Origin of the sequence: Verrucomicrobium sp. 3C, assembly GCF_000379365.1 — a bacterium.
Classification (GTDB): domain Bacteria; phylum Verrucomicrobiota; class Verrucomicrobiia; order Methylacidiphilales; family Methylacidiphilaceae; genus Methylacidimicrobium.
In genome coordinates, this window is the sequence record NZ_KB901875.1 from 1,555,579 (window position 1) to 1,582,310 (window position 26,732).

At 61.2% G+C, this 26,732-nt stretch carries 26 protein-coding genes; 17 read left to right on the forward strand and 9 right to left on the reverse strand.

From position 1 onward, the window contains the following. Positions 1 to 27: 27 nt before the first annotated feature. The 6 genes from A37A_RS0108225 to A37A_RS0108250 form a co-directional block, all read right to left on the reverse strand. On the reverse strand, positions 28 to 882 hold the full coding sequence (locus A37A_RS0108225; protein WP_018291040.1) for a L,D-transpeptidase: 855 nt from the start codon (positions 880 to 882) through the stop codon (positions 28 to 30). Next, positions 860 to 1,678: a BtpA/SgcQ family protein gene (locus tag A37A_RS0108230; protein WP_020494184.1), complete on the reverse strand. Its 819-nt coding sequence runs from the start codon at positions 1,676 to 1,678 to the stop codon at positions 860 to 862. The genes A37A_RS0108225 and A37A_RS0108230 overlap by 23 nt, the downstream gene beginning before the upstream one ends. Positions 1,679 to 1,785: 107 nt before the next feature. Continuing rightward, positions 1,786 to 3,528, reverse strand: coding sequence for a murein biosynthesis integral membrane protein MurJ (murJ, locus tag A37A_RS0108235; RefSeq protein WP_155996527.1), 1,743 nt, complete (start codon positions 3,526 to 3,528; stop codon positions 1,786 to 1,788). Then, positions 3,486 to 4,478: a lipopolysaccharide heptosyltransferase II gene (waaF, locus tag A37A_RS0108240; protein ID WP_018291043.1), complete on the reverse strand. Its 993-nt coding sequence runs from the start codon at positions 4,476 to 4,478 to the stop codon at positions 3,486 to 3,488. Before waaF ends, murJ begins: the two co-directional genes overlap by 43 nt. After that, a complete protein-coding gene (lpxK, locus tag A37A_RS0108245; protein ID WP_018291044.1) occupies positions 4,475 to 5,725 on the reverse strand; it encodes a tetraacyldisaccharide 4'-kinase in 1,251 nt (416 codons plus the stop codon). Before lpxK ends, waaF begins: the two co-directional genes overlap by 4 nt. Positions 5,726 to 5,807: 82 nt before the next feature. After that, on the reverse strand, positions 5,808 to 6,671 hold the full coding sequence (locus A37A_RS0108250) for a hypothetical protein (protein ID WP_018291045.1): 864 nt from the start codon (positions 6,669 to 6,671) through the stop codon (positions 5,808 to 5,810). Between the two features lie 162 nt (positions 6,672 to 6,833). Here A37A_RS0108250 and A37A_RS0108255 point away from each other — a divergent pair, with 162 nt between their 5' ends. The 9 genes from A37A_RS0108255 (at position 6,834) to A37A_RS16515 (ending at position 14,718) form a co-directional block, all read left to right on the forward strand. After that, positions 6,834 to 8,339 (forward strand): transposase family protein, encoded by a 1,506-nt coding sequence (locus A37A_RS0108255; protein ID WP_026195735.1) that lies wholly within the window; start codon positions 6,834 to 6,836, stop codon positions 8,337 to 8,339. Between the two features lie 72 nt (positions 8,340 to 8,411). After that, complete coding sequence (locus A37A_RS19200; RefSeq protein ID WP_081616223.1) at positions 8,412 to 8,648, forward strand: DDE transposase family protein; 237 nt, start codon at positions 8,412 to 8,414, stop codon at positions 8,646 to 8,648. A gap of 371 nt (positions 8,649 to 9,019) precedes the next feature. Continuing rightward, positions 9,020 to 9,202 (forward strand): hypothetical protein, encoded by a 183-nt coding sequence (locus tag A37A_RS0108265; protein ID WP_018291047.1) that lies wholly within the window; start codon positions 9,020 to 9,022, stop codon positions 9,200 to 9,202. Positions 9,203 to 9,234: 32 nt separating this feature from the next. Further along, positions 9,235 to 9,693: a Minf_1886 family protein gene (locus A37A_RS0108270; protein ID WP_018291048.1), complete on the forward strand. Its 459-nt coding sequence runs from the start codon at positions 9,235 to 9,237 to the stop codon at positions 9,691 to 9,693. 60 nt (positions 9,694 to 9,753) lie between these two features. Next, positions 9,754 to 12,336, forward strand: a complete 2,583-nt coding sequence (locus A37A_RS0108275) for a pitrilysin family protein (RefSeq protein ID WP_081616224.1) — start codon at positions 9,754 to 9,756, stop codon at positions 12,334 to 12,336. A gap of 49 nt (positions 12,337 to 12,385) precedes the next feature. Beyond that, positions 12,386 to 12,808, forward strand: a complete 423-nt coding sequence (locus A37A_RS18310; RefSeq protein WP_018291050.1) for a DUF1844 domain-containing protein — start codon at positions 12,386 to 12,388, stop codon at positions 12,806 to 12,808. A gap of 217 nt (positions 12,809 to 13,025) precedes the next feature. Continuing rightward, the gene (gene moaA, locus A37A_RS0108285; RefSeq protein ID WP_018291051.1) at positions 13,026 to 14,006 is read left to right on the forward strand and encodes a GTP 3',8-cyclase MoaA; all 981 of its coding nucleotides are present in this window, start codon (positions 13,026 to 13,028) and stop codon (positions 14,004 to 14,006) included. Between the two features lie 7 nt (positions 14,007 to 14,013). Continuing rightward, positions 14,014 to 14,265, forward strand: coding sequence for a MoaD/ThiS family protein (locus tag A37A_RS0108290; protein ID WP_018291052.1), 252 nt, complete (start codon positions 14,014 to 14,016; stop codon positions 14,263 to 14,265). Beyond that, the gene (locus A37A_RS16515) at positions 14,266 to 14,718 is read left to right on the forward strand and encodes a molybdenum cofactor biosynthesis protein MoaE (RefSeq protein ID WP_018291053.1); all 453 of its coding nucleotides are present in this window, start codon (positions 14,266 to 14,268) and stop codon (positions 14,716 to 14,718) included. 54 nt (positions 14,719 to 14,772) lie between these two features. On the opposite strand, the gene cysC is transcribed toward A37A_RS16515, so the two are convergent. Next, positions 14,773 to 16,692 (reverse strand): adenylyl-sulfate kinase, encoded by a 1,920-nt coding sequence (gene cysC / locus A37A_RS0108300; protein ID WP_018291054.1) that lies wholly within the window; start codon positions 16,690 to 16,692, stop codon positions 14,773 to 14,775. Between the two features lie 17 nt (positions 16,693 to 16,709). Next, positions 16,710 to 17,516, reverse strand: a complete 807-nt coding sequence (gene cysD / locus A37A_RS0108305) for a sulfate adenylyltransferase subunit CysD (RefSeq protein WP_018291055.1) — start codon at positions 17,514 to 17,516, stop codon at positions 16,710 to 16,712. Between the two features lie 23 nt (positions 17,517 to 17,539). Between cysD and A37A_RS0108310 the strand changes: the two genes are divergently transcribed. From A37A_RS0108310 to A37A_RS0108345, 7 genes are all read left to right on the forward strand, one after another. Then, the gene (locus A37A_RS0108310) at positions 17,540 to 18,337 is read left to right on the forward strand and encodes a phosphoadenylyl-sulfate reductase (protein ID WP_018291056.1); all 798 of its coding nucleotides are present in this window, start codon (positions 17,540 to 17,542) and stop codon (positions 18,335 to 18,337) included. Positions 18,338 to 18,434: 97 nt separating this feature from the next. Continuing rightward, positions 18,435 to 19,931, forward strand: coding sequence for a menaquinone biosynthesis decarboxylase (locus A37A_RS0108315; protein ID WP_018291057.1), 1,497 nt, complete (start codon positions 18,435 to 18,437; stop codon positions 19,929 to 19,931). Continuing rightward, positions 19,928 to 20,950 (forward strand): NAD-dependent epimerase/dehydratase family protein, encoded by a 1,023-nt coding sequence (locus tag A37A_RS0108320; RefSeq protein WP_018291058.1) that lies wholly within the window; start codon positions 19,928 to 19,930, stop codon positions 20,948 to 20,950. Before A37A_RS0108315 ends, A37A_RS0108320 begins: the two co-directional genes overlap by 4 nt. A 27-nt stretch (positions 20,951 to 20,977) precedes the next feature. Beyond that, positions 20,978 to 21,883 carry a DUF72 domain-containing protein gene (locus A37A_RS0108325; protein WP_018291059.1) on the forward strand — a complete coding sequence of 302 codons (906 nt, stop codon included), beginning with the start codon at positions 20,978 to 20,980 and terminating at the stop codon, positions 21,881 to 21,883. 162 nt (positions 21,884 to 22,045) lie between these two features. Next, positions 22,046 to 22,420, forward strand: a complete 375-nt coding sequence (locus A37A_RS0108335; RefSeq protein ID WP_018291060.1) for a hypothetical protein — start codon at positions 22,046 to 22,048, stop codon at positions 22,418 to 22,420. Continuing rightward, positions 22,396 to 22,905, forward strand: a complete 510-nt coding sequence (locus A37A_RS16520; protein ID WP_020494190.1) for a hypothetical protein — start codon at positions 22,396 to 22,398, stop codon at positions 22,903 to 22,905. Before A37A_RS0108335 ends, A37A_RS16520 begins: the two co-directional genes overlap by 25 nt. A 100-nt stretch (positions 22,906 to 23,005) precedes the next feature. Beyond that, a complete protein-coding gene (locus A37A_RS0108345) occupies positions 23,006 to 23,446 on the forward strand; it encodes a hypothetical protein (RefSeq protein WP_018291062.1) in 441 nt (146 codons plus the stop codon). A gap of 20 nt (positions 23,447 to 23,466) precedes the next feature. Here the strand turns inward: A37A_RS0108345 and A37A_RS0108350 are convergent, their stop codons facing one another. Continuing rightward, positions 23,467 to 25,491 (reverse strand): quinol:electron acceptor oxidoreductase subunit ActD, encoded by a 2,025-nt coding sequence (locus A37A_RS0108350; protein ID WP_018291063.1) that lies wholly within the window; start codon positions 25,489 to 25,491, stop codon positions 23,467 to 23,469. Between the two features lie 97 nt (positions 25,492 to 25,588). Here A37A_RS0108350 and A37A_RS0108355 point away from each other — a divergent pair, with 97 nt between their 5' ends. Beyond that, positions 25,589 to 26,416, forward strand: coding sequence for a TlyA family RNA methyltransferase (locus A37A_RS0108355; RefSeq protein ID WP_018291064.1), 828 nt, complete (start codon positions 25,589 to 25,591; stop codon positions 26,414 to 26,416). Positions 26,417 to 26,732 lie beyond the last annotated feature (316 nt).

A 26,732-nucleotide genomic window follows, 5' to 3' on the forward strand; every position in this document is an offset into this window, starting at 1 on the left:
GCTTGCTCGTTCGGCGACTCGACCAGGTCAAGGAGGCGGCGCCAGCCCGATCCTTGTGGGGTTGGGCAGTTCCCAGGATCGCCAGAGGCGCCGATAGTCGTCGGTGGTCAGCACGACGAGCTCGGGATTTCCCCGCGGATCGAGCCAGCGGATTAGGTTCAGGAGCGCCTTCTTTTCGAGAGCCAGGCACCCGGAGGTGGCTGCTCGTTCCCCGTATCGGCCATGGAGGAAAACGGCGCTGCCTCCTCCCGGGCGGCTTGCGGGGTAGTTGTGCTCCACGAAGATCATCCATTCGAGCACCGGATCCTCGATTCGCAGCCGTTCCTCCTCGAACCAGTCTGGTGGGCTTTCCCCATTCGGGATTGTCACGAGATGGTTGTACTGGGGGAGCTCCGGATTTTCGATCCAGGCATCCAGCGGAGATTTCCGATGATAGAGCTGCCATTTTGCATCCTGCGGGAGAGATGGGGCGACGCCCAGGACAAGCCCGAGCCGGAATCGGCCCGCCGGAGTCCGGCCATCACCCTCCTCTTTCTGAAGACCCGGCTGCGGCGGATGAAGGCCGGATCCCCAGGCGACTCCATTGCGGCCGAGGAGGACGGAGATGATCTCTCCGTCTCGCCTCCATCCTCCCCAGGGGAGAACCCGTTCCCAGCAAGAAAGCCTCCCCTGCCAGGAGCTGGCTTCGCTTACGACGACCAGAATGCGCTGCTCCAGCCGAAAGGGCCAGAGGAGAAGGGACTTCCAGATCCAGAGGAGCGCCAGGAGCAGCTCGGGGAGAATGGCGAGCGAACTCGGCAAGCGGTTCCTACTCAGCCAAGTAAGCCACCGATTCCTCATCCCAATCCGGTTCCGCGAATCAATGCGGATGGAATCCCGCATGCAGGATGCGAGCGAGCCGCTCGACCTTCTGCGGATCGACTGGGCTCTCGATCCCGCAGGCTTTCACGGAGCTTCCGACAAGGACCCCATCGCTCGCGGCAAGATAGCCGAAGCAGTTCTTTTCCGTGATCCCGCTTCCCACGAGGATTGGAGTTTGCGGCAAAACCCTCCGGACGCGATCGATTTCCTCGGGGGAGGCTTCGGTTCCCGTCCTTGGTCCGGTAAGGATGATTCCGTCGGCCAGAGCCCGCTCGACCAGATCGAGCGCCTCCTCTTCCAGCGGACGAGGGGCCAGAGGCAAGGAGTGCTTGACGCGAAGGTCAGCCAGAATGCGGACTCCCGCCGCAAAACGGGACCTGTCGCGAAGAAGGGAAGCCGCTTCCCCTTCCATCACTCCTTGGTCGGTTACCGCCGCGTTCGCAAGGACGTTGACACGCAGGAAGCTTCCGCCGCAAGCCACGCAGAGGGCGAGCGCCGCACGAGGATCGTTGCGCAGCACATTGAAGCCTAGGGGCATCGACGTCATCCGGCGGATTTCGCTTCCGATGGCTGCCATGCCGGCGACCGTTTCCGGGGGCACGGCGTTCCTCCAGAACGGGACATCTCCGTAGTTCTCGATGCAGAGGGCGTCCGCTCCGCCCTCTTGCCAAGCGCGGGCATCGGCGAGAGCAGCCTCGATCACTCCGTCGAAATGACCGTCATGCCTCGGCGCTCCGGGCAGCGGTCGCAGATGCACGAGGCCGATCAGGAGCTTTGGACCGCCGGCGGTCAGAGGAAGCTCCACAAATCGGGTCACGGAGGAATCTTTACGAAGAGTCGGGCTTGGGACAAGCGATTCGCTCCCCTTTGTCTCAGACAAGCTCATTGTGCAAGCCGCAGGAGAAAGCTTGTGAGAAATGGTGGTTAGGGCGTTGCTCCTCTTCTCGTCCTCTTCGGCAACCGGAGAACGCGGCAGAGAAGGTCTAGGGCTTCGCGGCATTCGTCCAGGCGGAGGGCCTGGGCGGAAAGGAAGAAGGCCAAGGCACCGGAGGCAACGGCTGCCGCGACGAGTACCGCGCCGCCCAAAGGCAAGGAAAGCAAGGGAGATCGCCCCGCCGCTTGGGCAACCGAGCCGGCGGTAATGCCACAAGCGGCGGAAGCCAGTGCCAAGCGCCAGAGGAAGGAGAGCCAGTGCCGGACTCCTCCGGGGAAGACACGCTGGTCGAGGGAGAGGAAGAGCTGAGCGCAATTGAGAAGGGCGACGAACGAGGTGGTAAGGGCCAAGCCGACGTGGCCGAAGGAGAGCCCTTTGACTAGGAAGAAGTTGAGCAGCAGGTTGAGAGCGATGCCGAAGAGGCTGACCCGGAGGGGGATGCTCGGCGAGTCGAGGGCATAAAAGCAAGGAGCTAGGATCTTGATGCCCGCGTAACCGGCAAGCCCGAGGGTGTAGGCTTCCAAGGCCATTGCCGTTTGATGGGTATCCCAGGAGCTGAAGCGGCCATGCTGGTAAATCAGTCGGATCAGCGGCTCGGAGAGGACGGCTAACCCGACAGCGGCGGGAACCGTGTAAAAGAGGCCGAGACGAAGGGAGTGGCGCAGCGTTCGGCGAAAAGAGTCGAGATCTGCCCGAGCGTGCTGGCGAGAGACGGTGGGGAGCGTAACCGTGGCGATGGCCACGCCGAAGACTCCGATCGGAAATTGCATGAGACGGAAAGCGCAGTTGAGCCAGGAGCGACCTCCGTTGATTTCCGAAGCGAACATCCCGTTGATCAATACGTTCACTTGGACGGCCGCCCCGGCGATCATGCTGGGGATCATCAAGCGCCAGATTTCCCGAAGCTTCGGGTCCGAAAGGTCGAGTTCCCATCGCCAGTGGTACCCGATCCAGCGGAAGGCGGGAAGCTGAATCAAAAGCTGGGCAAGGCCTCCGAGGAGAACGCCGAAGCAGACTCCGAAGACGGCGGCTTCCCCGAACGAGGGATGAAAGGGATCGCGCTGGGGTTCCAGCGCGTAGGCGAAAAGAACGCCGAGCACAACCGAAACGATGTTGAAGGCGGTCGAGGCCGAGGCGGGCAGGCCGAAAATGCGGCCGGCGTTCAAGATCCCCATGGCGACAGCGGCAAGCGCGACGAAGAGGATGAAGGGGAAGAGCACTCGTGTGAGGCGTACCGTTAGCTCAAACTTTCCCGGAATCGCGTGGAAGCCGAAGCTGGTTAATTCGACGAGGAGAGGGGCCAGGAGGATGCCCGCCAGGCAGAGCGCGGATAGGAGGAGCAGCAGGATCGCAAGGAGATGGTTGGCTAGCGAAAACGCCTTGGCCTTTCCCTGCTCTTCCCATGTCTTGGCAAAGACAGTGGTAAACGCGGTAGAGAGTGCTCCTTCGGCGAAGAGGTCACGAAGAAGATTGGGAATTTGGAAAGCGGCGAGGTAGGCGTCGAGCAGTTTGCCTGCACCGAAAAGTGCGGCAAAGACCAGCTCGCGGATGAGACCGAAGATCCGCGAACCCATGACCGCAAGGCTCACGACTCCCGCCGCCCGATGCGTGGCGGCGTTTCCCTCGGTCGATTCCGTCGGCCCAGGGGGAAGAGGGGGAGGCAGGGCAGCTTGAGGATCGTTGGGAGCGCTCACGAAGAACCCGCCGTGGAGAAGCCCAGTTGTTCCAGGCATGTGGTAAATACTACTTCTGGATCGATTTGGCGGAGGCAGGCCAAGTCTCTCGGGCAGGAGCGGCGAAAACAGGGACCGCAGGGCACCCGATGAGAGAGCACCCGCGTCGTGTTTCCCAAAGGGCCGGTCCGCACCGGGTCAGTCGACCCAAAGAGGGCAACGACCGGCACTCCGAGAAGAGCGGCGACGTGCATGGCTCCGCTATCGTTGCAGACGACAAGCCGAGCGTGCGCCAGGGCCGAGAGAAACTCTTCCAAGGTCGTCTGACCCGCGAAGCTTTCGACACCGGGAACGCCCGAGGCGATCTGGCGGCAGACATCCTGGTCACCGGCGGCCCCGTAAAGGCAGACCGGGTAACCCGTGGCGGCATGTAACCGCCGGGCCAAAATCCTATAGAATTCGGCCGGCCAGCGTTTCGCCGGGCCATATTCGGCACCTGGACAGAAGGCGATGACGGGTTCCGGCCGTTTGCCCCACGAGGAGGGGGGACGCAACTCGGGTGTTGCCAGGGAGCCAGAAGCTCCAAGCTCCTGGGCGAGGGCGAGGTAGCTGGCGGCTTGCTGCGGGAAGCAGCCTCCGGGGTCGCCTCGCAGAGCTGGGCGGCTCAACAGCGTGGAGCGGGGCCAAGCCGCCTTGCCCCAGATCGTGGGAATGCCGGCAAGGCGCGCCTCAAGAGCCGAGCGTGGGGAATTCGGGAGCAGGAGCGCAGCCTCGAATTTCCCCTCGCACAGCCTTTTTGCCGTGCCAAAGAGGCGCTCCGTGCGGTTGAGAGCGATTACGCGATCGACAAACGGGCAGAGCCGCCAAAGAGCGCTCAATTTTTCAGGAGTGGCTACGGCAAGGATTCGCGTGCCGAGCCACCTTTTGAGACTTGCCACCGCAGGGAGACTCAGGACGGCGTCCCCCAACCAGTTGGGGGAACGGACCAGAAGGGAAGTGGGAGGAATCACAGGAAAACGGGATGGGCTCCATTGAGCCTTGCTTTCTCCACGGCGGGGGAAGTGCGGCCAGACGAGGAAAAAGTAAGCGGCACCCGTTCCCGCATTTTCTCGCGCAGGCGGATTTGGAGAGCCTCGGCTCCGTGGAGAAACTCGATTTCCACGCGCAGAAAATAGATCGGAACCGGAGGGGGAATGCGAAGGAAAGGAAGACGAACTGAGTCTTTTTCGGTCGTCACGATGGCGGCGGCGGAACGGGCTTTTGCCCGTTCGAAAACGCGGAGAAGCTCCTGCTCGGAAAAGCGGTGGTGGTCGGCAAAGCGCCGAGAATAGACGATCTCGGCCCCGAGCTTCCGAAGTCCGTTCTCGAAGCTCTCCGGGCGGGCGATCCCGGAAAGGGCGACGACGCGAAGCCCTTGAAGGAAGGGCAAGGCCCGCCTTTCTCCGGTGTTCACTTGGGCAAGATAGCGAGGGAGGTGGGCGCACTCGATCATGGGGGCGTGTCGATTGTATCGACGCAATTCGGATTTCAGCTCCGCGAGCGGAGAGCCGTCGCACTTGGTGAGAAGGAGGATATCCGCCCGGCGAAGATGGCTCATTGGCTCTCGAAGAGTACCGCGGGGCAGCAGGAACCGATTGCCGAACGGTGTTTCCCGGTCGACCAGGACAATGTCGATCCGCTCTTTGAGAGGAAGATATTGGAAGCCGTCGTCGAGGAGGAGGGTGTCGACTCCCCATCGCCGGATCGCAGTGAGGGCGGATCGCACGCGGTCCTTTCCGGTCAGGATTACGACCCCCTGCAGATTAGAGGCAAGCATGTAGGGCTCGTCCCCCGCCAAAAGCGGTCCCAGGAAAGCCCGCTTCCCATCGGAAACGACACGCGGAGAGGGATGGGGCGTCTCCCCCTGGGCCGTTTGCCGCCATCGTGTCCAAAACGGGCGCGCCGCGCTTTTGTAGCCGCGGCTGAGAATGGCGACCCGGCGGCCCGCGCGAGTGAGTTCTCGGGCAAGTTTTTCCACTACCGGGGTCTTCCCCGTTCCGCCAACGGTGAGGTTGCCGACGCTGATGATCAGGCACCCCAAGGAGTGGGAATGGAGGAAGTTGCGGCTGTAGAGCCAGATTCGGAGACGGACCAAGGGGCCGTAGAGCGAAGAGAGCAGGAAAAGGAGGCCACGCAACAGGGCCGCGCCCTTTCCATCCCGGCGCTCTAAGATCACATCGATCGCGAAGCGCTCGAACCGATCCGTCCAGCGAGGCATGCGATGCTAATTTCCTTTGTCTTGTCTCTCCTCCGTCCTTTCTTTCGCGCTTTCTGCCGCCGACCGGATTCGAGGGCGCCGATCAACCGACGTTGGATGAAGAGGGCAGCCAGTCTACCCGAGCGAAGATGCATCGGTCGAGGAGGGAGTCGGCCGGATAGACGTTGGGATTTTGGAGAAGCTCTGCTGGGACAACTTGGCGCGCTTCTCGGGCCGTGACCGCAAGGAAGGACTCCGATGTGTAACGGCCGAGATTTCCGGGACGATAAAGCTCGCGGAGAGCCGCTCCCGCGACCTTCGGGTTAGCGCATCCACGAGGGATGGCCCAGTGCAAAAGCCGGATCCAAGAGCCTTCCGCGGGGATGCGGACGATCCAGCCGGGGCCTTCCTGTCGCTGCTCGAGAGGCTGCACGAAGTCGACTTGGATGCGGGCGTTCTTGCCCTGGCTCGGCTCGGCCGGTGCGGCTTGGCTGCGTACCGCGCTAGGGGGAGGAGGAAAGCCATGCTCGAGGGCTGCGAAGAGGAAGCGGGAAATAAGAGCGGAGGAGGGAAACTGGAAAGGGATTCGCTGGTCTGCGAGTTGCTTCCAATGGCTCGGCAGCTCCGAGGGAATGCCCCGGCCGCCGATCGCCAGCAGAGTGAAGCCAAAGGGCCAAGCATATTGGTTGGCCGGATCGAAATAGTGGTGGAGGAATTTCGGCTCCGCCGGGAGCGCAGAGGGAAGGGCTGCAGCAAGAGGTAGGAGCTGGCTCGCTTGGAGGAGGGGAAGAAACATCGTATCGGGTAGCGCTGCTAGGTCGAAGGAACCGGAGGAAACCAGGTTGCGGGTCTCTTCCTCCCTCGCATAAGCTTCTACGGTGACTTCCGAGCCGAGGGAACCGCGCAGTGCGTCGAGAAGCCAGGGAGAAAACAGCTTAGTCGGAGCGAGGATGCGGAATGCGGACATTGCTTCGCCTATCCGGACGAGGGAGGAGTGGAAAAGCAAGAAAAAAGCAGACCTTCTCAGGCGAGCCATCAGGGCCTTTTTTTATGAACGGTCAAGTGATTCTGCGCCAGGGAGGGAAAGAAAGGCTAGACATGAGGCGACTTTTTCGATGCCATAGGCTCGATGAAACAGCTTTTCCATTTAAGAGCCGATGGGGCAAGGGATTGCGGACTGGAAGTTTCGATTGCCAGTTCCCCCGAAGAAATCGAATGGTTCGATGGGCAGTTGAAGGAGCGCCACTATCTGGGGGCGGGGCGATCGGTAGGCGACTATTTACGCCAGGTCATTGCCCAAGATGGGCAGGCGGTGGCGCTGCTGGTTTGGGGGCCGGCCTGCTACGCGCTCAAGGATCGGGATCGGTGGATTGGATGGAGCGCCGTACAGCGGGTGGAGCGGCTCAAGTTGATCGTACAAAATCGGCGTTTTTCTGCTGCTTGCTGCTTACTCCCAAGGGGGCGGCGCCCCAATCTGGCCTCCCAAGCCTTTGGGAGCGGCCTTGCGGGCGTTGCCGGGGCAGTGGCGGGATCGTTTTGGCTACACTCCGCTTTTGGCCGAGAGCTTCACCGATCGGCAGGCGCCTATACGGGGACCTGCTACAAGGCGAGCAACTGGGAGGGGGCGGTCGGCTACAGCGCCGGCTACAGCCGCCATCCGGGCCGATTTTTTACCTTGCCCAATGACCGGCCCAAGCGGCTCTGGCTGCGTCCTCTTTCGGCGCAAGCGCGGCAAACGTTACGGGCGGCCCAATTACCCGAAGAGTGCCGCGCCGGTTTGAGCGCGAGGCCCTCGGGCACGCTGCCGGTCAACGCCCAACAGCTCGAATCGTTGCTGGAGGTCTTTTGGAAAGCGCCCGATCCGCGCAAGAAGAACGCCCACTATCCGGTCGGATCGGTGTTGACCTTGATCGCGATGGCGCTTTTGGCCGGGCGGCGGGAGATCGCCGAGATCGCCCGTTTTGCCACCAGTCTGACCCAGCCCCAACGCCGTCGGCTGGGCTTGCCGCTCAAGAAGGGCACCGGAGGCTTCCATCCGGTTCCCGGCTACAGTGTCTTCTACCAGGTGCTCACCCGCATGGATCCCGAAGCCTTCGCTTCCAGGCTCACCGACTGGCTGCAAGCCCACAGCGGCCTGCTGCCGCAGGCGCTGGCCATGGACGGCAAAATGATTCGTCACCACATTGGCCTCCTGACCTTGGCCCAACAGGAGGACGGCGCCCCGCAAGCGGTGGCGGTCCACGACCACAAAGCAGGGCAGGACACGCCCCGTTGCGAACAAAGCGCGGCGGTGGCGCTGCTGGAAAAGCTGCCCGCCCTGGATGGCAAAATCATCACGGCCCGACCCGTTGCATTGTCAGCGCGGCGCCAGGCCCGTCTCATCGTCGAAAAAAGGGGGCGATTACCTGTTCGGGATCAAGGGAAATCAGCCCCTCGCTTGCTCCAAGAGGCTCAAGCCTTGGACGCCTTGCCCGACACCCCCCTTTTTGCCCGACAACCAAACCGGTCATGGCCGGGTCGAAACCCGAGGGCTCCATGCCTTCCCCCCATCGAGCCCCTGGTCGTCGACTTCCCCTTTGCCCGCGCCCTGATCGTGGGTGCGCAGCCAGGCGCACGAAGAAAAAGGATGGTCTGACCGGCACCCGAGTCCCGTTACTACCTCTCCAGCTCGCCACCGGATCAGTATTCGCCCCAAGAATGGTTAAACTTGATCCGAGAACATTGGGGCGGGATCGAAATCCGCAATCATTGGCGACGCGATGTCCTGATGGGCGAAGACCGTTCCCGTTCCCGTCAGCCCAACCTGCTGGCCAACTTGGCGCTCATCCGTAACGCCCTCCTCTGGCTCCTCTCCGAACGCCTCGGCGAACAATCCCTCCCGCAGTTCCGCGAACGACTCCTCTCCAGTCCCAAACAATGTCTGGCCATCCTCGCCGCCGCATGAACTCCAAAACAAAAGACCCTGGGCGAGCCATCCATCTTTGGCGGTTCGCCAATGCGAGGATCGGGTTCCGTCCGCAGTCCGATCGCGACGCCTGTTCTCCCAGAAGGTTCTAGCCGCCATTTGTCACAGATTTTGCAGCCAAGGCGCCGCCTATGGGCTTGGATGCGAGGCGGGGCGCCGGTTTTCCCCGGAGCGGTATGACGACATCCTGCGAGGAGGGCCAAAAACCCAAGTCCCAACGGAGCAGCCGGGTCCATCTCGCCTGCCGCAGGAGAACGCTTGCGAGACAGGCAGGCTAGCTCCTTGCAGCAGAATGGTGCCGGGAAAACTGCTTGAAATGTTGAGACCGTTCAGGAGAGATATGCAGCAAGGTGGCCGGTCTGCGAGCTTGGTGGAAGAGTCGAGACGTCTGGTTGACCCGTCGGGAGCAGGGGCTCGTGCTCTTCCTGATCGTCGTGCTGACGCTAGGCGGGATGGTCAAGCTCTTGCGTGAATCTGGTGGGAGCAAAGATCTCGGCCGGGAGCTCGTGGAACAGCTTCCCCACAATTCGTAGGTTTCGAGAAAAGGGGGGGAGTACCAGAAAATATGCGCAAGCGGAACTTTGCGAGCATTGTCGAGGAGATTTGCGAGCGGGATGGACGATATGTCGACGAAGCGTACTATTTCGTTCGGGAAGCTCTCCATTCGAACGAAAAAGGGGGAAAGCGCAAGGGCAAGCGTCGAATGGTGACCGCCGCGTCGGGCAAGGAGATTTTGGAAGCCTTGCGTACGCATGCCCTTCAAGAATTTGGGCCCATGAGCAAGCTGGTTTTGAGTGAGTGGGGGATCCGGAACTGCGGCGATCTAGGCGACGTGATCCTTGCCCTTGCTTCCTACGGGATATTAGGCCAGACGGGCGCAGGAACGCGGAAAGATTTTAAAAATGGCTTCAGTTTCACCTCAGCGTTTGTGAAACCGTTTTGTCCGGTGGGGACGGTTCGAGCGGCTGGGAAACGATCCGCTAGCAAGACCAGTCGAGCGAAGAAGAAGGCGCCGGCCGCATAACAAGGGTGGAGCCAGGAGAGTCGCGGGGTCCACCGTCGGCTCTTCTCCCCGAGGATCGCCATGAGTTCCACATTACGATCGACCAGCGGCCAGTCGCCGGTGACCAGAGAACCGTTACCGCTGTCGCTCTTAGCAGTAGAGCGAACGGCACTGAAGAATGGCCTGACCGTGCTCGTCAATCGAGACACGCGTGCACCGGTGGTCTCCCTCCAGTGTTGGTGCGCGACCGGGAGCATTCATGAGGGCCGCTGGATCGGCTCGGGGATCTCTCATCTCTTGGAGCATCTCCTCTTTAAGGGGACTCCCACGCGGACCGGCGTGCAGATGGTCCAGGAGATTCAGGATCTTGGCGGTCATTTCAACGCCTATACCACTTACGAACGGACCGTCTATCATATCGATCTGCCGGCGGAGTCCTGGCGGCAGGCCCTGCCGATCCTCGCCGACGCCGTGCTCCATCCCGCGATCGATTCGGAGGAATTTGCCCGGGAAAAGGATGTGATCCGACGAGAGTTCGCCATGGTCGAGGACGATCCCGAGAGCCAGCTCATGCAAGCGGCTTTGGAAACTACGTTCCTGAGGCATCCGTTGCGGTTTCCCATCATTGGACAGATCGATCTCTTCGATGCGTTGAGCCGAGAGGACGTTGTTGCCTACCATCGAGAGCGTTACGCGCCGCAAAATCTCTTTCTCGTCGTTTCCGGCGCGGTGGAAGCGGACGAGGTTTTCGAAGCCGCGGAGGGGTGTTTCGGCAGGGAGCCGCGTCGGTTTCTTTCCGATATTCTGATTCCGGAGGAACCCGTCCAAGTTGCCGCGCGGTATACTCGAAAAGCTTTCCCGAGCGAGTTGGCCCGCATCGCCATCTTCTATCCCGTTCCCGGGTTGGGTCACCCGGACTCTGCGGCGCTTCGGGTCCTCGCCTTGTTGCTCGGCGAGAGTCGGAGTTCAATTCTGCACCAAAAGTTGGTCGAGCAGGAGAGCTTGGCCGAAGAAGTCGAGGCGTTTGCGTTCGCCGGACTGGAGGTTGGCGTTTTCGGCGTCGAGGCGCGGTGCGCCCCGGCGCGGCTGGAGAAGCTGGCAGGCCGTCTCCGTGAGGAGCTTTCCCGGATCCGAGAGTCGCTGCCGGCGGAAGCGGACTTGAGTCTGGCCCGCCGGTTGAACCTCGCGCGTTCGATCGCCGACCTGAAGAGCATGGCGGGCAAGGGGGAGGCGGTGGGCTCCGGCTGGTTGTTGGCCCGAGATCCCTATTTGAAGGAAACGTTCTTGCGACTCTTGCTTGGTGTGAGCGCCGAGGAGGTGCAACGAGTGGCGCGCCGATATCTGGTGCCGCATAAGGAAAATCGCATTGACCTTGTTCCTGTCGACTTCAAGCCCGCATCTTACCGGCCGGCCGTCGGCGCCCATCCCGGAAGCAGACACACCCCGTCCTTGACGAAAGCGGGCGGCGGATTTCGAATGCTTTCGCTCGAAAACGGCTTGCCGCTCCAGTTCTTCCGGGCTGCCTTTGACGGTGGACTCCTTTTCGAACCCAGGGGAAAGGAGGGGATCTGCTTTCTTTCCTCACAACTCCTCCTCAAGGGCACTCGGAACCGGACGGCAGCGAGGATTGCTCGAGAGGTAGAGGAGCTCGGCGGTTCGATTGCCGCCGACGCTGGGAATAATTCTGCGGGCCTATCGCTGGAGGTCTTGAGCGACCAGTGGGCGCCTGCGCTGGAACTCTTTCTGGAGATGCTCCTGGAACCGGCATGCCGGGAGGAAGAGATCGCCATCGAAAAACGCAAGCAGCTCTCTCTGCTCCAGGCCGAACGAGACGATCCGCTTACCATCGCTCGCAATCTCGTTCGCCGAGCCCTATGGGGGGAACATCCCTATGGGGGCAACGTCTTGGGGACAGAGGAGAGTCTTGCTTCGATTCGTGCGGCCGATGTGGAGGACTTCATTCGCAAGGTCCTTCTCACGAATCGGCTGATTATTGCGGGAGCGGGTCCGGTAGACCCGGCGGAGTGGCAACCGGTCATTGTTCGGGCTATGGCCTCCCGGTTAGGCGTGGCCTCGGCGCTCCCCTCTGCTCCCCTGCCGCCTCGCCCTTCGCAACCCGTGCGGGCCGAGAAGCGGGTCACGGGCAAGGAGCAAGCCATCGTGGAGATCGCCTTCCCGATACCGGAACTGGTTCATCCTGATCAATTGGCTCTTGCCGTGGTCGGGGAGTCTCTTTCCGACCTAGGCAGCCGGCTTTTCGTCCGTGTGCGTGACGAATTGGGCCTGGCCTACTTTGTGAGCGCTTCTCGTTTCGTCGGCCGCCAGGCGGGGTATTTCTATTTCTACGCGGGAACCGCGCCGGGCAAGGAAGGAGAGGTGGAGCGCATATTGCTCGAGGAGGTCTTCCGTCTTGCCGAGGGGGGCCTTTCGGAGAAGGAACTCGAACGAGCTCGGGCAAAACTGATTAGCGAGGAAAAGATGTCCTGGCAGAATCCCGCCTCGATCATGACGAGTTCGGCTCTGCACGAACTCGTAGGCTTGGGCTGGGATTACGACGAGCGGAGGCTCCATCGCTTAGGGGCGATGGGACTGGACGAGGTCAATGGCGTTCTTCGGTCCTATTTCGCGACCCAGGGGTATGTGGTGGGGATCGTCCGGCCGTAACTTTGCAGAAATCGGTTGAGTCTTTTCGGAAAAGAACGTTTGGTTAGGCATGGATCATTCACTCTCCGACGCGGAAGTGGAGGCTCGTTTTGCGCGTCACGTGCAGATGCAGATCGACCATGTTCTCCTTCTACTGGGACGAATTCCCCTGCCAGGTAGGGAGGCGATAGAGCCCCGTCTTCCGGACGCACGGGAGATCATCGATCACCTAGAGGCTCTGGAAGTAAAGACACGTGGCAATCTTCAGCCTCGGGAGCAAGCGTTTCTCGGTAGCGCCCTGACCGAGCTGCGCTTGGCGTATGTAGAGGCAAGCCAGGGTCGAGGGCGCGCGCCGGCGGTTTCCCCGCCGCAGACTTCGGAACCCTTCGGCGAGGGACGGGCTGTTCCGCCACGGGCCACTTCGACCTCCTCCCCGCAGGAGCCCTCCGGGAGCGAGGAAACCAAGAAGAAGTTTTTCAAGAGCTACGGGTGAAGTCTCGCTGGTTCGCCGCCATTTCTCACAAATTTCGTAGCCGAGGCGCCGCAAATGGGCTTGGGGGCGAGGCACCGGTTTTCCACCGGAGTTGTATGAGGAGATACTGCAAGGATGGAAAACCAAGCGAGAACGAAGCAGACAAGGCCATTGTGCAAGCCGCAGGAGAACGCTTGTGAGAAATGGCGGCTAGCTTTTTGTGGCAGGAAAGAGGCGTGTGAGTTGTCAGGATAGCTTTCGGCGGTCCGTTCATTATTTGCGGATTTCGGTGACGGATCGCTGCAACGAGCGCTGTCTCTACTGCTTTCCCCGGGATTTCGTCGGGTGGAGAGAGACCGAAGACCTTTTGAGCTACGAGGAAATCTTGGCGACGGTGGCGGTTTCGGTGGAACTTGGATTCACCGATTTTCGTATCACCGGTGGGGAGCCGCTAGTCCGGCCGGGAGTACCCGATCTGGTGCGCGGAGTCGTGAAGATTCCTGGAGTGAGGAGCGTGCGGCTCTCGACCAACGGCACCCGCTTGGCGGGCTTGGCCGCCCAATTGCGGGAAGCAGGCCTTGCCGGGATCAATGTCAGCTTGGATGCCATCGATCCGAAGCGGTATTACGAAATTACGGGAGGCCAGCTCGGCCTCGTGCTCCAAGGGATCGACGCCGCACGCCGGCTCGGCTTTCCGTCGATCAAACTCAACACGGTCCTGCTGCGCCATCGTAACGAGGATCAGATCGAGCCGTTGCTCGATTTTGCCGCGCAAAGAGGCCTCATTCTCCGATTCATCGAGCTCATGCCCGTGACGTCTCGGGAGGTGCTTCGTCCGGAGAATTTTCTTTCGGCATCCGAGATCCGCCGCAAGCTGGAAAAAATGGACCAGCTTGAGCCCGTGGGCCAGTCGCTGGGCTTCGGCCCCGCCCGTTATTTCCGGATGGGAAAGCGCGGAGTCACCGTGGGTTTCATCGGAGCGCTGAGCGATCTCCACTTTTGCGAGCAGTGCAACAAGATGCGTCTTACGGCAGATGGGAGGCTTCGGCCGTGCCTGGGCAACCAGATGGAGGTCGATCTGCGCCCCTTTTTACGCCCGGCGATCGACCGAGAAGGCTTGCGCGAGACCTTCCTGGACACGTTACGGAAGAAGCCGCTCGAACACTCCTTCCGAGATTACTACGAGCCGGAGCGAACGATGACGGCGTTAGGCGGATGAGAGAGAAATGGGCAACGAAGAGAGGACGATCCGACTTCTCCTCTTCGCGCAGGCGAAGGAATTCCTGGGTTTTCGGGAACGCCTCGTCTCCGTTCGACCCGAGGAGACCCCGCGCGAAATCCTCGAGAGGCTCTCTCCCGGTTTTTTTGAGAGGAACTTCGGAGCTCGTGTCAGCTTGGATCTCGAGTATTGTTCTTGGGACGCCCCGGTCGGAGAGGCAGGCGAGATGGCAGTGCTCCCTCCGGTCAGCGGGGGATGAATGGTGAAGGTCTCTATTGCTCTGATCGACAGGCGTATCGAGCGGCCGGAGATCGCCTTGCCCTCCGATGGGGCATCCGGGGCGATCGTCGAATTCTTCGGTGTCGTGCGTGGCCGGGAAGGAGGCAGGCCGATCCTGGCACTCGAATACGAGGCTTACCGGGCAATGGCTCGGAAGGAGCTGGAGCGAGTCGCCGAGGAGGTGGCGCAGCCCGGGCTCTGTGACGAGTTCATCCTCATTCATCGGGTGGGAACGGTTCCCGTAGGGGAGCCCTCTCTCTATCTCCGGGTCGCCGCCGAGAGGCGCGGAACCGCGTTTCGGATCGCCGAAGAGGCCATCCGAAAACTCAAGGAAGCCGTCCCGATCTGGAAAACCGCCGTCGCGTTAGCCTCACCAGGAGCATCTCCTGAAGTTGCAGGCGAACGCATGCCTTCCGTCGTGGAAGGCTCCTGACCCGGTTGCAGGAGCGGCGGCTGAGCGGCATCTCCTGCCGAGTAGCCATAGCGGTTAAATGTTCGCTGCGGGATCCTCCCGCAAGGAAGGCCGATTCGGGAGGGTGATCGCTTCCAGGGTGATCTTCATCAATTGTTCGAGGCACTCGGTGGGCGAGAGCTCATGGGTAGGGATCTCAAGCTCGGCTGCTTCAGGAATTTCATAGGGGGAATCGACGCCTGTGAATTCGGAGATCTCCCCGCGCTCGGCCCGGGCATAGAGGGCTTTCGGATCGCGCGCCCGGCAAACCTCGAGGGGAGCGTGAACGAAGACCTCTCGAAAGGGGATGCCTGCGGCTTCGGCGATTTCTCGCGCCTTCCGCCGGTCGCCCCGAAAAGGCGAGATCAAGGCCACGATCGCCACACTACCTGCATCGGCCAGGATGCGAGCGGCTTCTGCCGCTCTCCGGATGTTTTCTCTCCTATCTTCGGAGCTAAAGTTGAGATCGCTCGAGAGTCCATGGCGCAGATTGTCTCCGTCCAGAACGTAGGCCCAGATCCCGCGGCGAAACAACTGGGCCTCCAACTGGAACGCGAGCGTCGATTTGCCCGCTCCGGAAAGGCCGGTAAACCAGATGATTGCCCCGCTGTGCCCCTGCGCGCGTGCCCGTTCGTACCGGTCGATCTCCCCTTCCGTCCAAAAAAGAGGGCTGCTTTGAATCGGAGGCAGGGAAGCTCTCGGGTAGCGGGCACCAAGAACGATTCCCCCACCGAGAATTCTCCCTTCCCTGGCCAAAATAAATCGTCCGGTCTGGGCAATCTCGGAAGCATTGTCGAAGGCAAGGGGTCGCTGGGTGCGAACCAGTACCTCTGCGATCTCGTTCGGCTCCACTCCCGGCTTGCAGGAATCTTGGACGGAGAGAGTTTCCGCGTCGATCACCCGATCCACTTCTAGGACGCGCGCGCTCACCGATTGCGTCACTAAGCGGAGCTCGTAATGTTCTCCGACCCGGAGAGGGTCCGGTCCGAGCCAAAAAATCTTGGCGGGAAATTCGCGCGCCTCGATCGGCGTCCTTTCGAGGGAGCTGCCGATCATCCCCCGTTCCACGAAGATCTCCTCTTCCAGGATCAGCGCCGTCGATCGACCGGCGGAAGCTTCCGTAGGCGTCGTTTCGGTCGGCCACTCCGCGAAGGCGCGTAGGCGCGCTCGCTTGCGGCCCGGCCAGAAAAGAAGCTCATCCCCGACGCGCAACGTGCCCGTTTCCACGCGCCCTGCCACGAGCCGTTCGGTGCCGCGGCGATAGATATCCTGCACGGCGAAGCGAAGCGGCAACGCATCGAGGCGAGGGGGAGAGGGAACCGAGTCGAGCGCTTCGAGAAGAGGCCCTCCGATGTGCCAGAGCATTTGCAAGCTTGGTTGGACGATGTTCTCTCCGCTTCGAGCGGAAAGCGGGAGAGAGGTGGGTTCCGGCAGGCCGAGCTCCTGAAAGAGAGTCGCCAGGGCTCCCACAATTTCCCGGTAGCGGCCTTCCGAAAAGTCCACCAGGTCCATCTTATTGACCGCCACGATGATGTGCTGAATCCCCAGGATCGGCAGCAGCATCGCATGCCGGCGCGTCTGCTCCCGAACCCCTTCCTGAGCGTCGACGACCAGTACGGCCGCGTGGGCTCTCGCTGCGCCGGAGAGCATGTTCTTGAGGAACTCTTTGTGGCCGGGAGCGTCGATGATCGCATATCGCCTTTTCTTCGTTCGGAACCGGATCTCCGTAGTGTCGATCGTCACGTTCTGAGCCTGTTCTTCGAGGAGGGAATCGAGCAGGAAAGCATGCTCGAAGGGCATCCCCTCGGCAGCAGCAGCTCGGGCGAGCTCTTCGGCCTTCCCCTCCGGGACGGAGCCCGTATCGAAGAGCAGACGACCGATTAGGGTCGATTTTCCGTGGTCGACATGGCCGATCACGACGATCGGCACTACTTCCTCTGAGGTGGAAAAATGCATGGTAGATTGGCCCCTTCTTACAGGAATCCCTTGGCGCGAAGCTTTTGCATCGCGTTTCGCTCGTGATGGTCTTGCGCTCGTCCGGCCCGCTCGGGAGTGCGCGTGGCGTAGAGCTCGGAGATGATCTCATCCACCGTCGATGCTGTGCTCGGCACCGGATGGGTGATCGGTTGGCAGCCGATGGAGCGGAAGCGCTTGCCATTCCGTGCAAAATAGAGGGGGGGAATCGGGATCCTTTCTCGGCGGATATAGAGCCAGATATCGTATTCGGTCCAGTCGAGCAGGGGTTGCACCCGAACGTGACCGCCCGCCCCTTTGGGGGGAAGAGCGAATTGATTCCAGAATTCCGGAGGCTGGTCCTTGTAGTTCCATTCCCCTTCGGAAGAGCGCGGGGAAAAGTAGCGTTCCTTCGCCCGCGTCGGATCTTCGTCTCGACGAATGCCGGTGATCAGAGCGTCCCATCGATATTCAGCCAGTACCTGCTGAAGAGCGACAGTCTTGAGTTCATGGGTGACCGTGATGGGGTCGTGTGTTTCGTAGCCAACGCCGCGGGCAATCGCCTCTTCGTTGATCTTCACGATGAGCTGGAGGCCGTAATGCGTCTCTGCCCATGCGCGGAACTCCATCATTTCGGGAAATTCGTACGTTGTATCGATGTGGAGAACCGGGAAGGGGATTCGGCCGCAGAATGCTTTTTGCGCAAGCCAGAGAAGAACGTTCGAGTCCTTCCCCATCGACCAAGGCATTCCGATGCGTTGGAACGTCCGGTAAGCCTCTCTCAGGAGAAAAACGCTCTGCGATTCAAGCTTGCTCAAATTGCTCATGAGTCTATAGAGTAAACAGAGATATGGGAAAGCCAAGCACTTTTGAAACCCGCGGGGCTGCTTCCACTCTTCCCGATCTGGAGGAGATTCAAACAGAGGAGGGAAGCGGGAGCGAGGGCAAAGTGGGGGAAGCCGGGGAAAGCATGGAAACAGAAGCGGCCTTGGAAGGGAAGAGCGTGGTGGAGCGTCTTCAGTGGGCATTCGATCGGTTCGGTGACCGGGTGGTGTTGAGCTCGAGCTTCGGCATTCAGGCGGCCGTCCTCCTTCATCTGGCAACGCGGCTTCGGCCGAAAATACCGGTGATTTTCGTCGATACCGGTTATCTCTTCCCCGAAACCTACCGATACGTGGACCTGCTAGCCGAGCGGCTCGGGCTTCGGCTTCACGTGGCGCAAGCTCCGCTTTCCGCCGGTTGGTTCGAGGCTCGGCACGGGCGACTCTGGGAAAACGGAGTAGAGGGGCTAAATCGATACAATGAACTACGCAAGGTCGAGCCGATGCGTCGGGCCTTGGCGGGATTGCGCGCCCAGTGCTGGCTAGCGGGAGTGCGCCGGACACAGGCGAGAACGCGGGCGGATTTGCCGGTTCTCCAATGGCAGGGCGACATGGCGAAGATGCACCCGATCGTCGATTGGAGCGACGAGCAGGTCGAAGCCTATCTCGATCAGTGGGCGCTTCCGCGGCATCCGCTCGCTTCCCAAGGCTATGTATCGGTGGGGGATGTCCCGACGAGCCGACCGTGGGAAGAGGGGATGCTGCCGGAGGAGACCCGCTTTTTCGGATGGAAGCGCGAGTGCGGCCTTCATCAGCAGCCTTCGTAAACGGCGGGTTGGCTTTTTCCTTCTGTTAGCTCGGGGCCCTTGGGTATCGTATACGCCATTCCCTCGTTGCTGGAGGGCGAGAGGAGCGGGTCAACCCATGGAGTGCGGAGGTTTTGCTGAGTTTGCCCGTCAATTAGAGCGGGAAGGGGAGCTGGTTCGGATCTCGGAGCCGGTGCGGACGGAGCTGGAGATCACCGCGCTGGCGGACCGGGAGATGAAGTCTCCGGGAGGGGGTAACGCGCTCCTCGTGGAAAAGCCTCTCCTTCCGACCGGATTGATTTCTCCGTTTCCGGTGCTGATCAATGCCTTTGGTTCCGAGCGGCGGATCGAGCTCGTTCTGGGAGTGCCGGTGGAAAAGCTCGTCGAGGAGATCCGAACGCTTCTGCGCGCCGAGCCGCCTCGCTCGTTCCGGGAAGGTTGGGAGCTCTTTCGCAAGGGGCTTGGACTCATGCAGAGCCGGCCACACCAGGTCAAGTACGGACCCTGCCGGGACCGGATCGTAAGGATGGGACCTTCGGCGGAGATCGATTTGGCCATCCTTCCGGTTCTCCGATGCTGGCCGAAGGACGGGGGATCCTTCATCACGCTGCCGCAGGTCTTTACGAAAGATCCCGAGACGGGAAGACGGAATGTCGGCATGTATCGAATGCAGGTCTACGACAGGGCCACGACCGGCATGCACTGGCAGATCCACAAGGTCGGAGCTCGCCACGGGAAGGAGTATTGGAAGAAAGGGGTGCGCATGCCGGTCGCCGTCTGCCTGGGCGGCGATCCAATCCTCACCTTCGCGGCCACCGCACCCCTTCCGGACGGGATCGACGAGCTGCTCTTCGCTGGATTTCTGCGAAAGAAGGGTATTCCTCTGGTCCGCTGCGAAACGGTCGACCTCGAGGTGCCGGCGAGCTCGGATTTCGTGCTCGAAGGGTACGTGGAACCGCCTGAGCTTCGCCCCGAAGGACCGTTTGGGGATCACACCGGTTTCTACACGCCCGTGGAGCCTTACCCGGTCTTTCACCTTACTTGTATCACCCACCGGAAGGACGCCGTCTACCCGGCGACGATCGTCGGCAAGCCACCGATGGAGGACTTCTATTTGGGTACCGCCAGCGTCCGCCTGCTCTTCCCCATCCTTCAGTCGAACTTCCCGGAGATCGTGGATTTAGCGCTCCCTCCCGAAGGAGTCTTCCACAACCTGGTCTTCGTGAGCATTCGCAAGCAGTATCCCTATCAGGCCTACAAGGTGATGCACGGGCTCTGGGGCATGGGGCAGATGATGTTTACCAAGATCCTGGTCGTCGTCGATGCCGAGGTGAACGTCCGGGACACGTCGGACGTCCTCTTTCATCTTTGCGCCAATGTCGATCCGGAGCGGGACTTTCTCTTTACTCGGGGACCCAGCGATAGCTTGGATCACGCCCCGGCGGTCCCGAACATCGGGAGTCATGTCGGCATCGACGCCACCCGGAAGCTGCCGGTCGAAGGCTATCCCCGTCCCTGGCCGGAGGAGGTTTCTCTTCCGAGCGATTTCCTTCGGGAGCTTTTTGCGCGATTCTCGAGAAGCAAGGAAGGGAAGAAAGGGGCTTTTAGACGATGAAGATTTTAATCACCGGCAGTGCGGGCTTCCTCGGATTTTCGCTCGCTCGAAGGCTCCTCGAACAGGGCGAGCAGGTCGTCGGGATCGACAACCTGAATTCCTACTACTCTGTCACGCTCAAGGAGGCAAGGCTGCGCCTTCTTCGGGACTCCCCTTCGTTCCGGTTCGAAAGACTCGATCTGCGCAATCCGGAACCGATCGACGAACTCCTGAGGCGGGAGCAGCCGCAGGCGATCGTCCACTTCGCGGCCCAGGCTGGCGTTCGCTATAGCCTCCGAGAGCCGGCCGCCTACGTGGAAGACAACGTCCTTGGGACGGTGCATCTGCTCGAAGCCGCCCGGCGTTCCGAAGTCCTGTCTCATCTGCTCTATGCGAGTTCGAGCTCGGTCTACGGCTTGAATGCCTCGCTTCCGTTTTCGGTGCGAGGGGATACGGGCCATCCGGCCAGCGTCTACGCCGCCACCAAGCGGGCGGGGGAACTGCTCGCTCATGCCTATAGCCATCTCTATGGGCTGCCGACCACCGGATTGCGCTTCTTTACCGTCTACGGGCCTTGGGGGCGTCCCGACATGGCCTACTTTTCCTTTACGCGCGCCATTCTGCGGGGCGAGCCGATCGAGGTTTACGGAAAAGGGGAGCTGCGGCGGGACTTTACCTACGTCGACGACGTGATCGAGGCGGTGGCGCGACTCATTTCTCGGCCGCCCGCCTCAGACCCCCACTGGGATCCGGTTCATCCGGACCCCTCGAGCAGTTCGGCTGCCTACCGGATTTTCAACGTCGGCAATCGCACCCCGCTTTCCGTTCGAGAGCTGGTGGAGGCGATCGAGAAGGCGGTCGGCAAAAAGGCGATTCTTCATTTTTCCCCGACGCCTCCGGGCGACGTGACGGCGACCGCAGCGGACACGACCGAACTGGAGAAGGAGGCGGGTTTTACCCCGAACACACCGCTTGGGGTAGGGATCGACAGGTTCGTCTCCTGGTATCGGGAGGTTGCCGTGAATCTCATGGAGTCGTAAGAGGGGGGATCGCCTCCGCACGGCGAGATGACGACTGTCCTGGTCGGAACGGCTTCCTGGACGGATCCCACCCTGCTGAGTTCCGGCTGGTATCCGGCGGAAGCCCGTGATCCCGAGTCGCGCCTTCGGTACTATGCGGACCATTTCCCGCTGGTCGAAATCGATGCGACCTACTACGCGCTTCCTCGGCGGGAAAACGCAAAACGGTGGGCGGAGCGGACTGCGGCAGGATTCGTATTCGACTGCAAGGCATTCCGCCTCTTTACCCAACACCCCGCTTCTCCTGCCACGCTTCCTCCGGATTTGAGGCCGCCAGCTGGCCGGGAAGGGCGAGAAAAGATCTATTATCGGGATCTGGCGGAAGAGGCTCGACAGGAGCTCTGGAAGCGATTTCGCGACGCCCTCTCTCCTCTGAGGGAATCGGGGAAGCTGGGCGTCGTTCTCTTTCAATTCCCGCCTTGGTTTTCCTATGGGCAGGAGAACATCGAGCATCTGCTGCATTGCGCCGAGATGCTCCAGAGCGATCGGATCGCCGTCGAGTTTCGCAATGCGACCTGGTTTTCCAGCGGGCGGACCGAGGAGACGCTCCGGTGGGAGGGGGAGCATGGGCTCATTCCCGTGATCGTCGACGGGCCGCAGGGGACCCGGGCGAGCGTTCCGGCCCTCTGGACGATTCCAGAGTCCGAGATTGCCGTGGTGCGTCTGCATGGAAGGAACCGACAAACCTGGATCGCCCGGAATCTCTCCTCCGCGGCCGATCGGTTCCGGTACTGGTACGACGATGGGGAGCTTCGCGAGCTTGCCGCCGGGGTCAGATCCCTGCGGGCTTCGCAGATCCATGTCCTGTTCAACAACTGTTATCGAGACTACGGAGTGCGCAACGCCGCTCGTTTCCGAGAAATCATCGCGGGACGGGCAACATCGCCGGGATAGCCCATTGGCGTCCCTCCCTGCCCCCCCTCCTCCTCCGTCCGAGCAGAGGAGAAGGCCAAGCAGCTCGAAGCAAATGCCAACGAAGGCCACTGTGGCAAAGAGGAAGGAACGCAAGCAGAAAAACCGAAACAAAGGAGCTGCGGCAGGGTTGGATCCTAGTGCATGGGCGAACAAGATCCGCTTTGGCAGCTTCTAAAGCAGGCGCCTCCGCCTCAACTCGGTGGTTCGCTGGCACCCAGGACTCTGTCGCGCCTTGCGGTCGAGAAGGGTCGACGAAGGCGATGGGCGCAGTTGGAGTGGGGCTTCGGAGTCTTCCTCTTTCTTATCTTTGGGGGAGGGAGCTGTGTCTTCTGGGTGTCGGAACGGAGAAGCGGGCAGGAGGCGGGCTTAGCCCGAGCGGCCTTCTCTTCGATCGAATCCCATCGAGAGGTTGAAGATGTCGGCTGGCTCCAAGGACAGCTCCTGCCGGAGCACGCGGAAAACGGAGAAGCAGAAATAGGAGAAACCGTTCTATGGGAAGAAGAGAGTTCGTTTTAGCGGGCTGGTTGATCGCGGGTCTGCTGGTCGGAGGAGTTTCCTTGCGCGCGGGGGATCATGCGGCCTCTGCTGCGCAAGAACCCGACCACCAGAGATGGGTGGTGAAGCAGAAGATCATCGGACTCCTGGAGCTACCCGATGATCGCCTGCTGGCCGAGTTGGGAAAGTGGCCTCGGTTCCAGGAGATGAATCTCGAGCAAAAAGGAAGATTTCTGGAGCGAATCGCCCGGATGCGGGTGGAGCGCGTCCGCGCCGCCGATCGAGAGGCGGAGCGATTGGGACTCACGCTTTCCGAAGATCAGCGCGCGGCCTTCCGGCGCCAATATTGGCAGCGTCGTGAGGAGATGGCTCGTCAGCTTTGGAAGGAGACCGAGGGAGAGCGGAAGTCGCTGCGAGAGCAGTTGGAAAAGGAGTTGAAAGCCCAATTCGCCTCCAAGGAGAGCCGAGGAGGCTCGGAAGCCGCCGTGGGAACCCGTCGGGAATAGCCGCCTCGATGCGGTCTTTCCGGAAAATCGTGCTCGGCACCAGTGCCGGGGAAGGAGGAGGGCTTGCTTCTCGAAGCAGGCCCTCCTATGGTGAGGAGCCGTGGTCCAGGAGCCCGTTCTCTGTCCGGCGATCTTGCTCTCCGACCTAGTGGTTCGGGAGAAAGGAACCGAGAAGCTTTCTCTGGTCAACTCCTTTGGTCAGCTTCGGTTGCCCCGGTTTCCTTTTCCTACCCCACCCTTTTTTATCACCGTTTGGCTCACGCACCTGCGGGGACGAGTCCCGAGGCTGGACATCGCGACCCGTGTCGAGGATCCTCAGTCTGGACACGTGTTGGCGAGCGCCTCGGGGCAGATCCAATTTCCCCCCGATGCTCCGCCCTTCGAGGAGCAGACGGTTCTCGATCTCCCCATTCCGATGCCCCCCTTCCTAGTGCCTCAACCGGCGGTCTACTGGATCGTAATCCTGGTGAACAACGAGAAGGTCGGTCAGCGGCCGCTGCCGATCCTTCCGGTCCATGCCGAAGCGAGCGCTTCGCCCTGAACCCGGCCAGAAGTATTGTCTCACTCGGGAACGGCGCTGATCTCCAAAGCGCCCATGCTTTCCAAGACTTCAGGGAGGTCGGCGGAAAACTGCGGGTCTTGCCGCTCGACGAGGAGGAAGAAGCCGTCATCCTGACCCCTGCGGCTGAAGAGATCCCAGTGGAAGATCGGCTTATGGAAGCGGGGCAGGGCGCTTCCGAGAAGGATTCCCAGCACCGCTCCGATCGCTGCGAACAGGGCGGTCGTCTCGAAAGCCACGGCAAAAAAAGCCGGCGTGCTCATGTAGGGCTTTCCCTGCAGGACCAGGGGGAAAAAAAGGTCCAGAAAGTGGCTGGAAAGAATGCCGCGCAGAGCAGCTGGGCGGGGGACCGAAGTCAGAATCTCGAGCGAAGCAGCAAGGCAAAAGCCGAGCAACCCTCCTCCCAGGACGCAGGCGGAGACCCAGCTCCTCCCGTGCCCGGCGGCCTCCGCCAGCCCGTGGAACGGGAAAGGCGAGTAGAGCTCGATCTTTCGAAAGCCCCGCTCGCGGAGAGCGCGGCCAGCCCGACAAAGCGCTTCGGCAGAGGGGAACCGGGCGCCCACCCCGAAAGTAGTCAAACCGAGGTTCGGGAGCGGGGGGGAAGCCGGCTTGGCGGAAGCGGACGATGCCTCCTCGGAGTGGCTGCAGAGGGCTTTCACCTCGAACATCGCGATGACCGGGAGAAAACGGAGGAAGAGAAGGAAGAGGAAGAGAAAGAGACCGACTGAGCCAATCAGGAGCCCGATGTCTACCCAGGTGGGATGATAGAGACTCCAGGACGAGGGAAGAAAATCCCGGTGGAGCGAGATGATGATGATAACGAAGCGCTCGAGCCACATGCCGATGTTGGCTAGGACAGCCACTCCAAAGACGATCCAGGGCCTCTGGCGGATCCGCCGGAACCAGAGGAGTTGCGGTGCGACGGCGTTGCAGGTGAGCATGCCCCAGAATTCCAGGGCGTACGGCCCGGTGATCCGATTCCAGAAGGCATAGCGCTCAAAGGGATTCGCTCCGTACCAGGCAATGAAGAGCTCGATCAGGTAGACGTAGCCAACCAGGGATCCCGTCGTCAGCAGCCACTTGGCCATCTGCTCGATGTGGATGGGCAGGATGAACTCCTTTAATTCCGGGACGAGCGCCCGCAGGGGGATGAGAAGGACGAGGATCACGGCAAAGCCGCCGAAGATCGCTCCGGCGCCGAAGTAGGGGGGGAAGATCGTGGCATGCCACCCGGGAAGGACCATGGCCGCGAAATCGCAAGAGACGAAGGAATGGACGGAGAGCACCAGCGGCGCGAGGAGTCCGGCCAGGCAGAGGTAGCCCATTTCATAGTGATTCCACTCCCGGGCCGAGCTCGACCAGCCCATCGAGAGGATCGCCCAGAGCTTCTGCCGCCAGGGATGCTTTTCCCTCTCGCGCAGCGTGGCAAAATCCGGGATCATCCCCAGATACCAGTAGAGCACCGAGACCGTGAGATAGGTCGTGACTGCGGCAACGTCCCAGAGCAGCGGTGCTCGAAAGTTCGGCCAGGCTGCGATCGATTCGGGAATCGGAAAGAGGTACCAGGCCATCCATTGGCGGCCGATGTGCATTGCCGGAAACATCGCTCCGCAGGCGACCGCGAAGACGGCGCTCGCTTCCGCGGCGCGGTTCAAGGAGTTGCGCCACTTTTGCCGGGTGAGCAGGAGGATCGCGGAGATGAGAGTACCCGCGTGGCCGATGCCGATCCAAAAGACGAAGTTAATGATGGCAAATCCCCAAACGACGGGAATCTGGACGCCCCAGACGCCCATGCCGGTCCCAATCAGATACGAGTTGGTTGCGAGGACGAAGAGGGCGATCAGACCAGTGAGGAGGGTGGCCGGCCCCCACCAGCGGGGAGCGGGACGTTCGAGGAGGTTGCAGACCCCTCTCGTGACCGAGGCGGCCGTGCCGGGAGATCCTAAGAGAGGCGGGCGAGCAACGGTAATGGCTTCCGGGGCAAGAGATGAGGTCTCGCTGGGAGGGCTCGAGAACTCCCTAGGCATCGATCCAGAGTAACCAATCTTCACATTACCCTGTTGCCAGACCGCCAGCGGCCTTTCCTACCGAAAGGCGCTACAATAGGTAATTAACGGAAAGACGATGCGTGGAAAAGAAAAGAAGCTTCGGGGAAAACCGGGGGACAGGCCACTGGACGAAGAGGCGCGCAAGAGTACGGAACCCCGAAAGCTCAGGCTTGACCTGGCCCTAGTGGAACGAGGGTTTTGCGAGAGCCGGGACGCGGCGCAGCGGGCGATTCTCGCCGGGCGGGTACGCATCGGGGAGACCCTGGCGGACAAGCCGAGCCGCATGGTCGATCGCGAAGCCCCCCTCTTGCTGGAAGAGCCAGACCGTTATGTCAGCCGCGGCGGCCACAAGCTCGAGGCCGGTCTCTCCCACTTTTCCCTTGATCCCGCCGGGTGGGTTTGCCTGGATGTCGGAGCCTCGACCGGAGGGTTTACCGACTGCCTCTTGCAGAGGGGAGCCCGGCGGGTTATCGCCTTGGACGTGGGCCGAGGGCAGCTCCATTGGAAGCTTCGGCAGGACCCGCGAGTCCTGGTTCGCGAGAAGATCAACGCCCGCCGGCTCCGGCCTGAGGATCTCGGAGAGCCCGTGGACTTGGCGACGGCCGATGTGGCCTTCATTTCGCTGCGTCTGATCCTTCCGGCACTCTTTCCCCTCGTCCGCCCGGGGGGGTGGATCGTCGCGCTGATCAAGCCGCAGTTCGAGGCAGGCCGGACCGAGGTGGGCAGGGGCGGAATCGTTCGGGATCCAGCGGTGCGGCAACGCGTCGTAGCGGATTTGGGCGATTGGGTAAAGGCTTGGGCGGAAATTGAGGATCGGGGGGTGCTTCCTTCGCCGATCCTGGGAGGTTCGGGGAATCAGGAGTTCCTCTGGGGTCTGCGCCGGACGGTGGCTCCATTCGATTGAGCCGGCCGCAAGCCAAGCTCCCTGGCATCCCCCAACTTCTCTTGGGTCCGGCGTTCCGCCCTCCGCTCGGTACCCGATCCTCCCTCTTTTCTTGTGGCGTATTCGTTGTGAAGAATCCGCTCTCATCTTGAGGCTTGCTTATAACTATTGACAGTGGGGAATCGTCTGTTAATCTCCCACAGTTTCATGCTCAACCAGAGCGAGCTAACTGACCTTCTTGTCCAGGGTTCATTGCGGCGAGATCAGCATTGTCAAACTACGCTTGATGAGCGAGTTGGTAATTGAAATGAAATTTTATTAATGTGTGAATATTTAT

Excerpts from the sequence above, each read along its gene's own strand:
- A37A_RS0108225 (WP_018291040.1), bottom strand. The coding sequence starts at position 882 with ATGCGGGATTCCATCCGCATTGATTCGCGGAACCGGATTGGGATGAGG.
- murJ (WP_155996527.1), bottom strand. The coding sequence starts at position 3,528 with ATGCCTGGAACAACTGGGCTTCTCCACGGCGGGTTCTTCGTGAGCGCT.
- lpxK (WP_018291044.1), bottom strand. The coding sequence starts at position 5,725 with ATGCCTCGCTGGACGGATCGGTTCGAGCGCTTCGCGATCGATGTGATC.
- A37A_RS0108250 (WP_018291045.1), bottom strand. The coding sequence starts at position 6,671 with ATGTCCGCATTCCGCATCCTCGCTCCGACTAAGCTGTTTTCTCCCTGG.
- A37A_RS0108255 (WP_026195735.1), top strand. The coding sequence starts at position 6,834 with ATGAAACAGCTTTTCCATTTAAGAGCCGATGGGGCAAGGGATTGCGGA.
- A37A_RS0108270 (WP_018291048.1), top strand. The coding sequence starts at position 9,235 with ATGCGCAAGCGGAACTTTGCGAGCATTGTCGAGGAGATTTGCGAGCGG.
- A37A_RS0108275 (WP_081616224.1), top strand. The coding sequence starts at position 9,754 with ATGAGTTCCACATTACGATCGACCAGCGGCCAGTCGCCGGTGACCAGA.
- A37A_RS18310 (WP_018291050.1), top strand. The coding sequence starts at position 12,386 with ATGGATCATTCACTCTCCGACGCGGAAGTGGAGGCTCGTTTTGCGCGT.
- A37A_RS0108290 (WP_018291052.1), top strand. The coding sequence starts at position 14,014 with ATGGGCAACGAAGAGAGGACGATCCGACTTCTCCTCTTCGCGCAGGCG.
- A37A_RS16515 (WP_018291053.1), top strand. The coding sequence starts at position 14,266 with ATGGTGAAGGTCTCTATTGCTCTGATCGACAGGCGTATCGAGCGGCCG.
- cysC (WP_018291054.1), bottom strand. The coding sequence starts at position 16,692 with ATGCATTTTTCCACCTCAGAGGAAGTAGTGCCGATCGTCGTGATCGGC.
- cysD (WP_018291055.1), bottom strand. The coding sequence starts at position 17,516 with ATGAGCAATTTGAGCAAGCTTGAATCGCAGAGCGTTTTTCTCCTGAGA.
- A37A_RS0108310 (WP_018291056.1), top strand. The coding sequence starts at position 17,540 with ATGGGAAAGCCAAGCACTTTTGAAACCCGCGGGGCTGCTTCCACTCTT.
- A37A_RS0108315 (WP_018291057.1), top strand. The coding sequence starts at position 18,435 with ATGGAGTGCGGAGGTTTTGCTGAGTTTGCCCGTCAATTAGAGCGGGAA.
- A37A_RS0108320 (WP_018291058.1), top strand. The coding sequence starts at position 19,928 with ATGAAGATTTTAATCACCGGCAGTGCGGGCTTCCTCGGATTTTCGCTC.
- A37A_RS0108325 (WP_018291059.1), top strand. The coding sequence starts at position 20,978 with ATGACGACTGTCCTGGTCGGAACGGCTTCCTGGACGGATCCCACCCTG.
- A37A_RS0108335 (WP_018291060.1), top strand. The coding sequence starts at position 22,046 with ATGGGCGAACAAGATCCGCTTTGGCAGCTTCTAAAGCAGGCGCCTCCG.
- A37A_RS16520 (WP_020494190.1), top strand. The coding sequence starts at position 22,396 with ATGGGAAGAAGAGAGTTCGTTTTAGCGGGCTGGTTGATCGCGGGTCTG.
- A37A_RS0108350 (WP_018291063.1), bottom strand. The coding sequence starts at position 25,491 with ATGCCTAGGGAGTTCTCGAGCCCTCCCAGCGAGACCTCATCTCTTGCC.
- A37A_RS0108355 (WP_018291064.1), top strand. The coding sequence starts at position 25,589 with ATGCGTGGAAAAGAAAAGAAGCTTCGGGGAAAACCGGGGGACAGGCCA.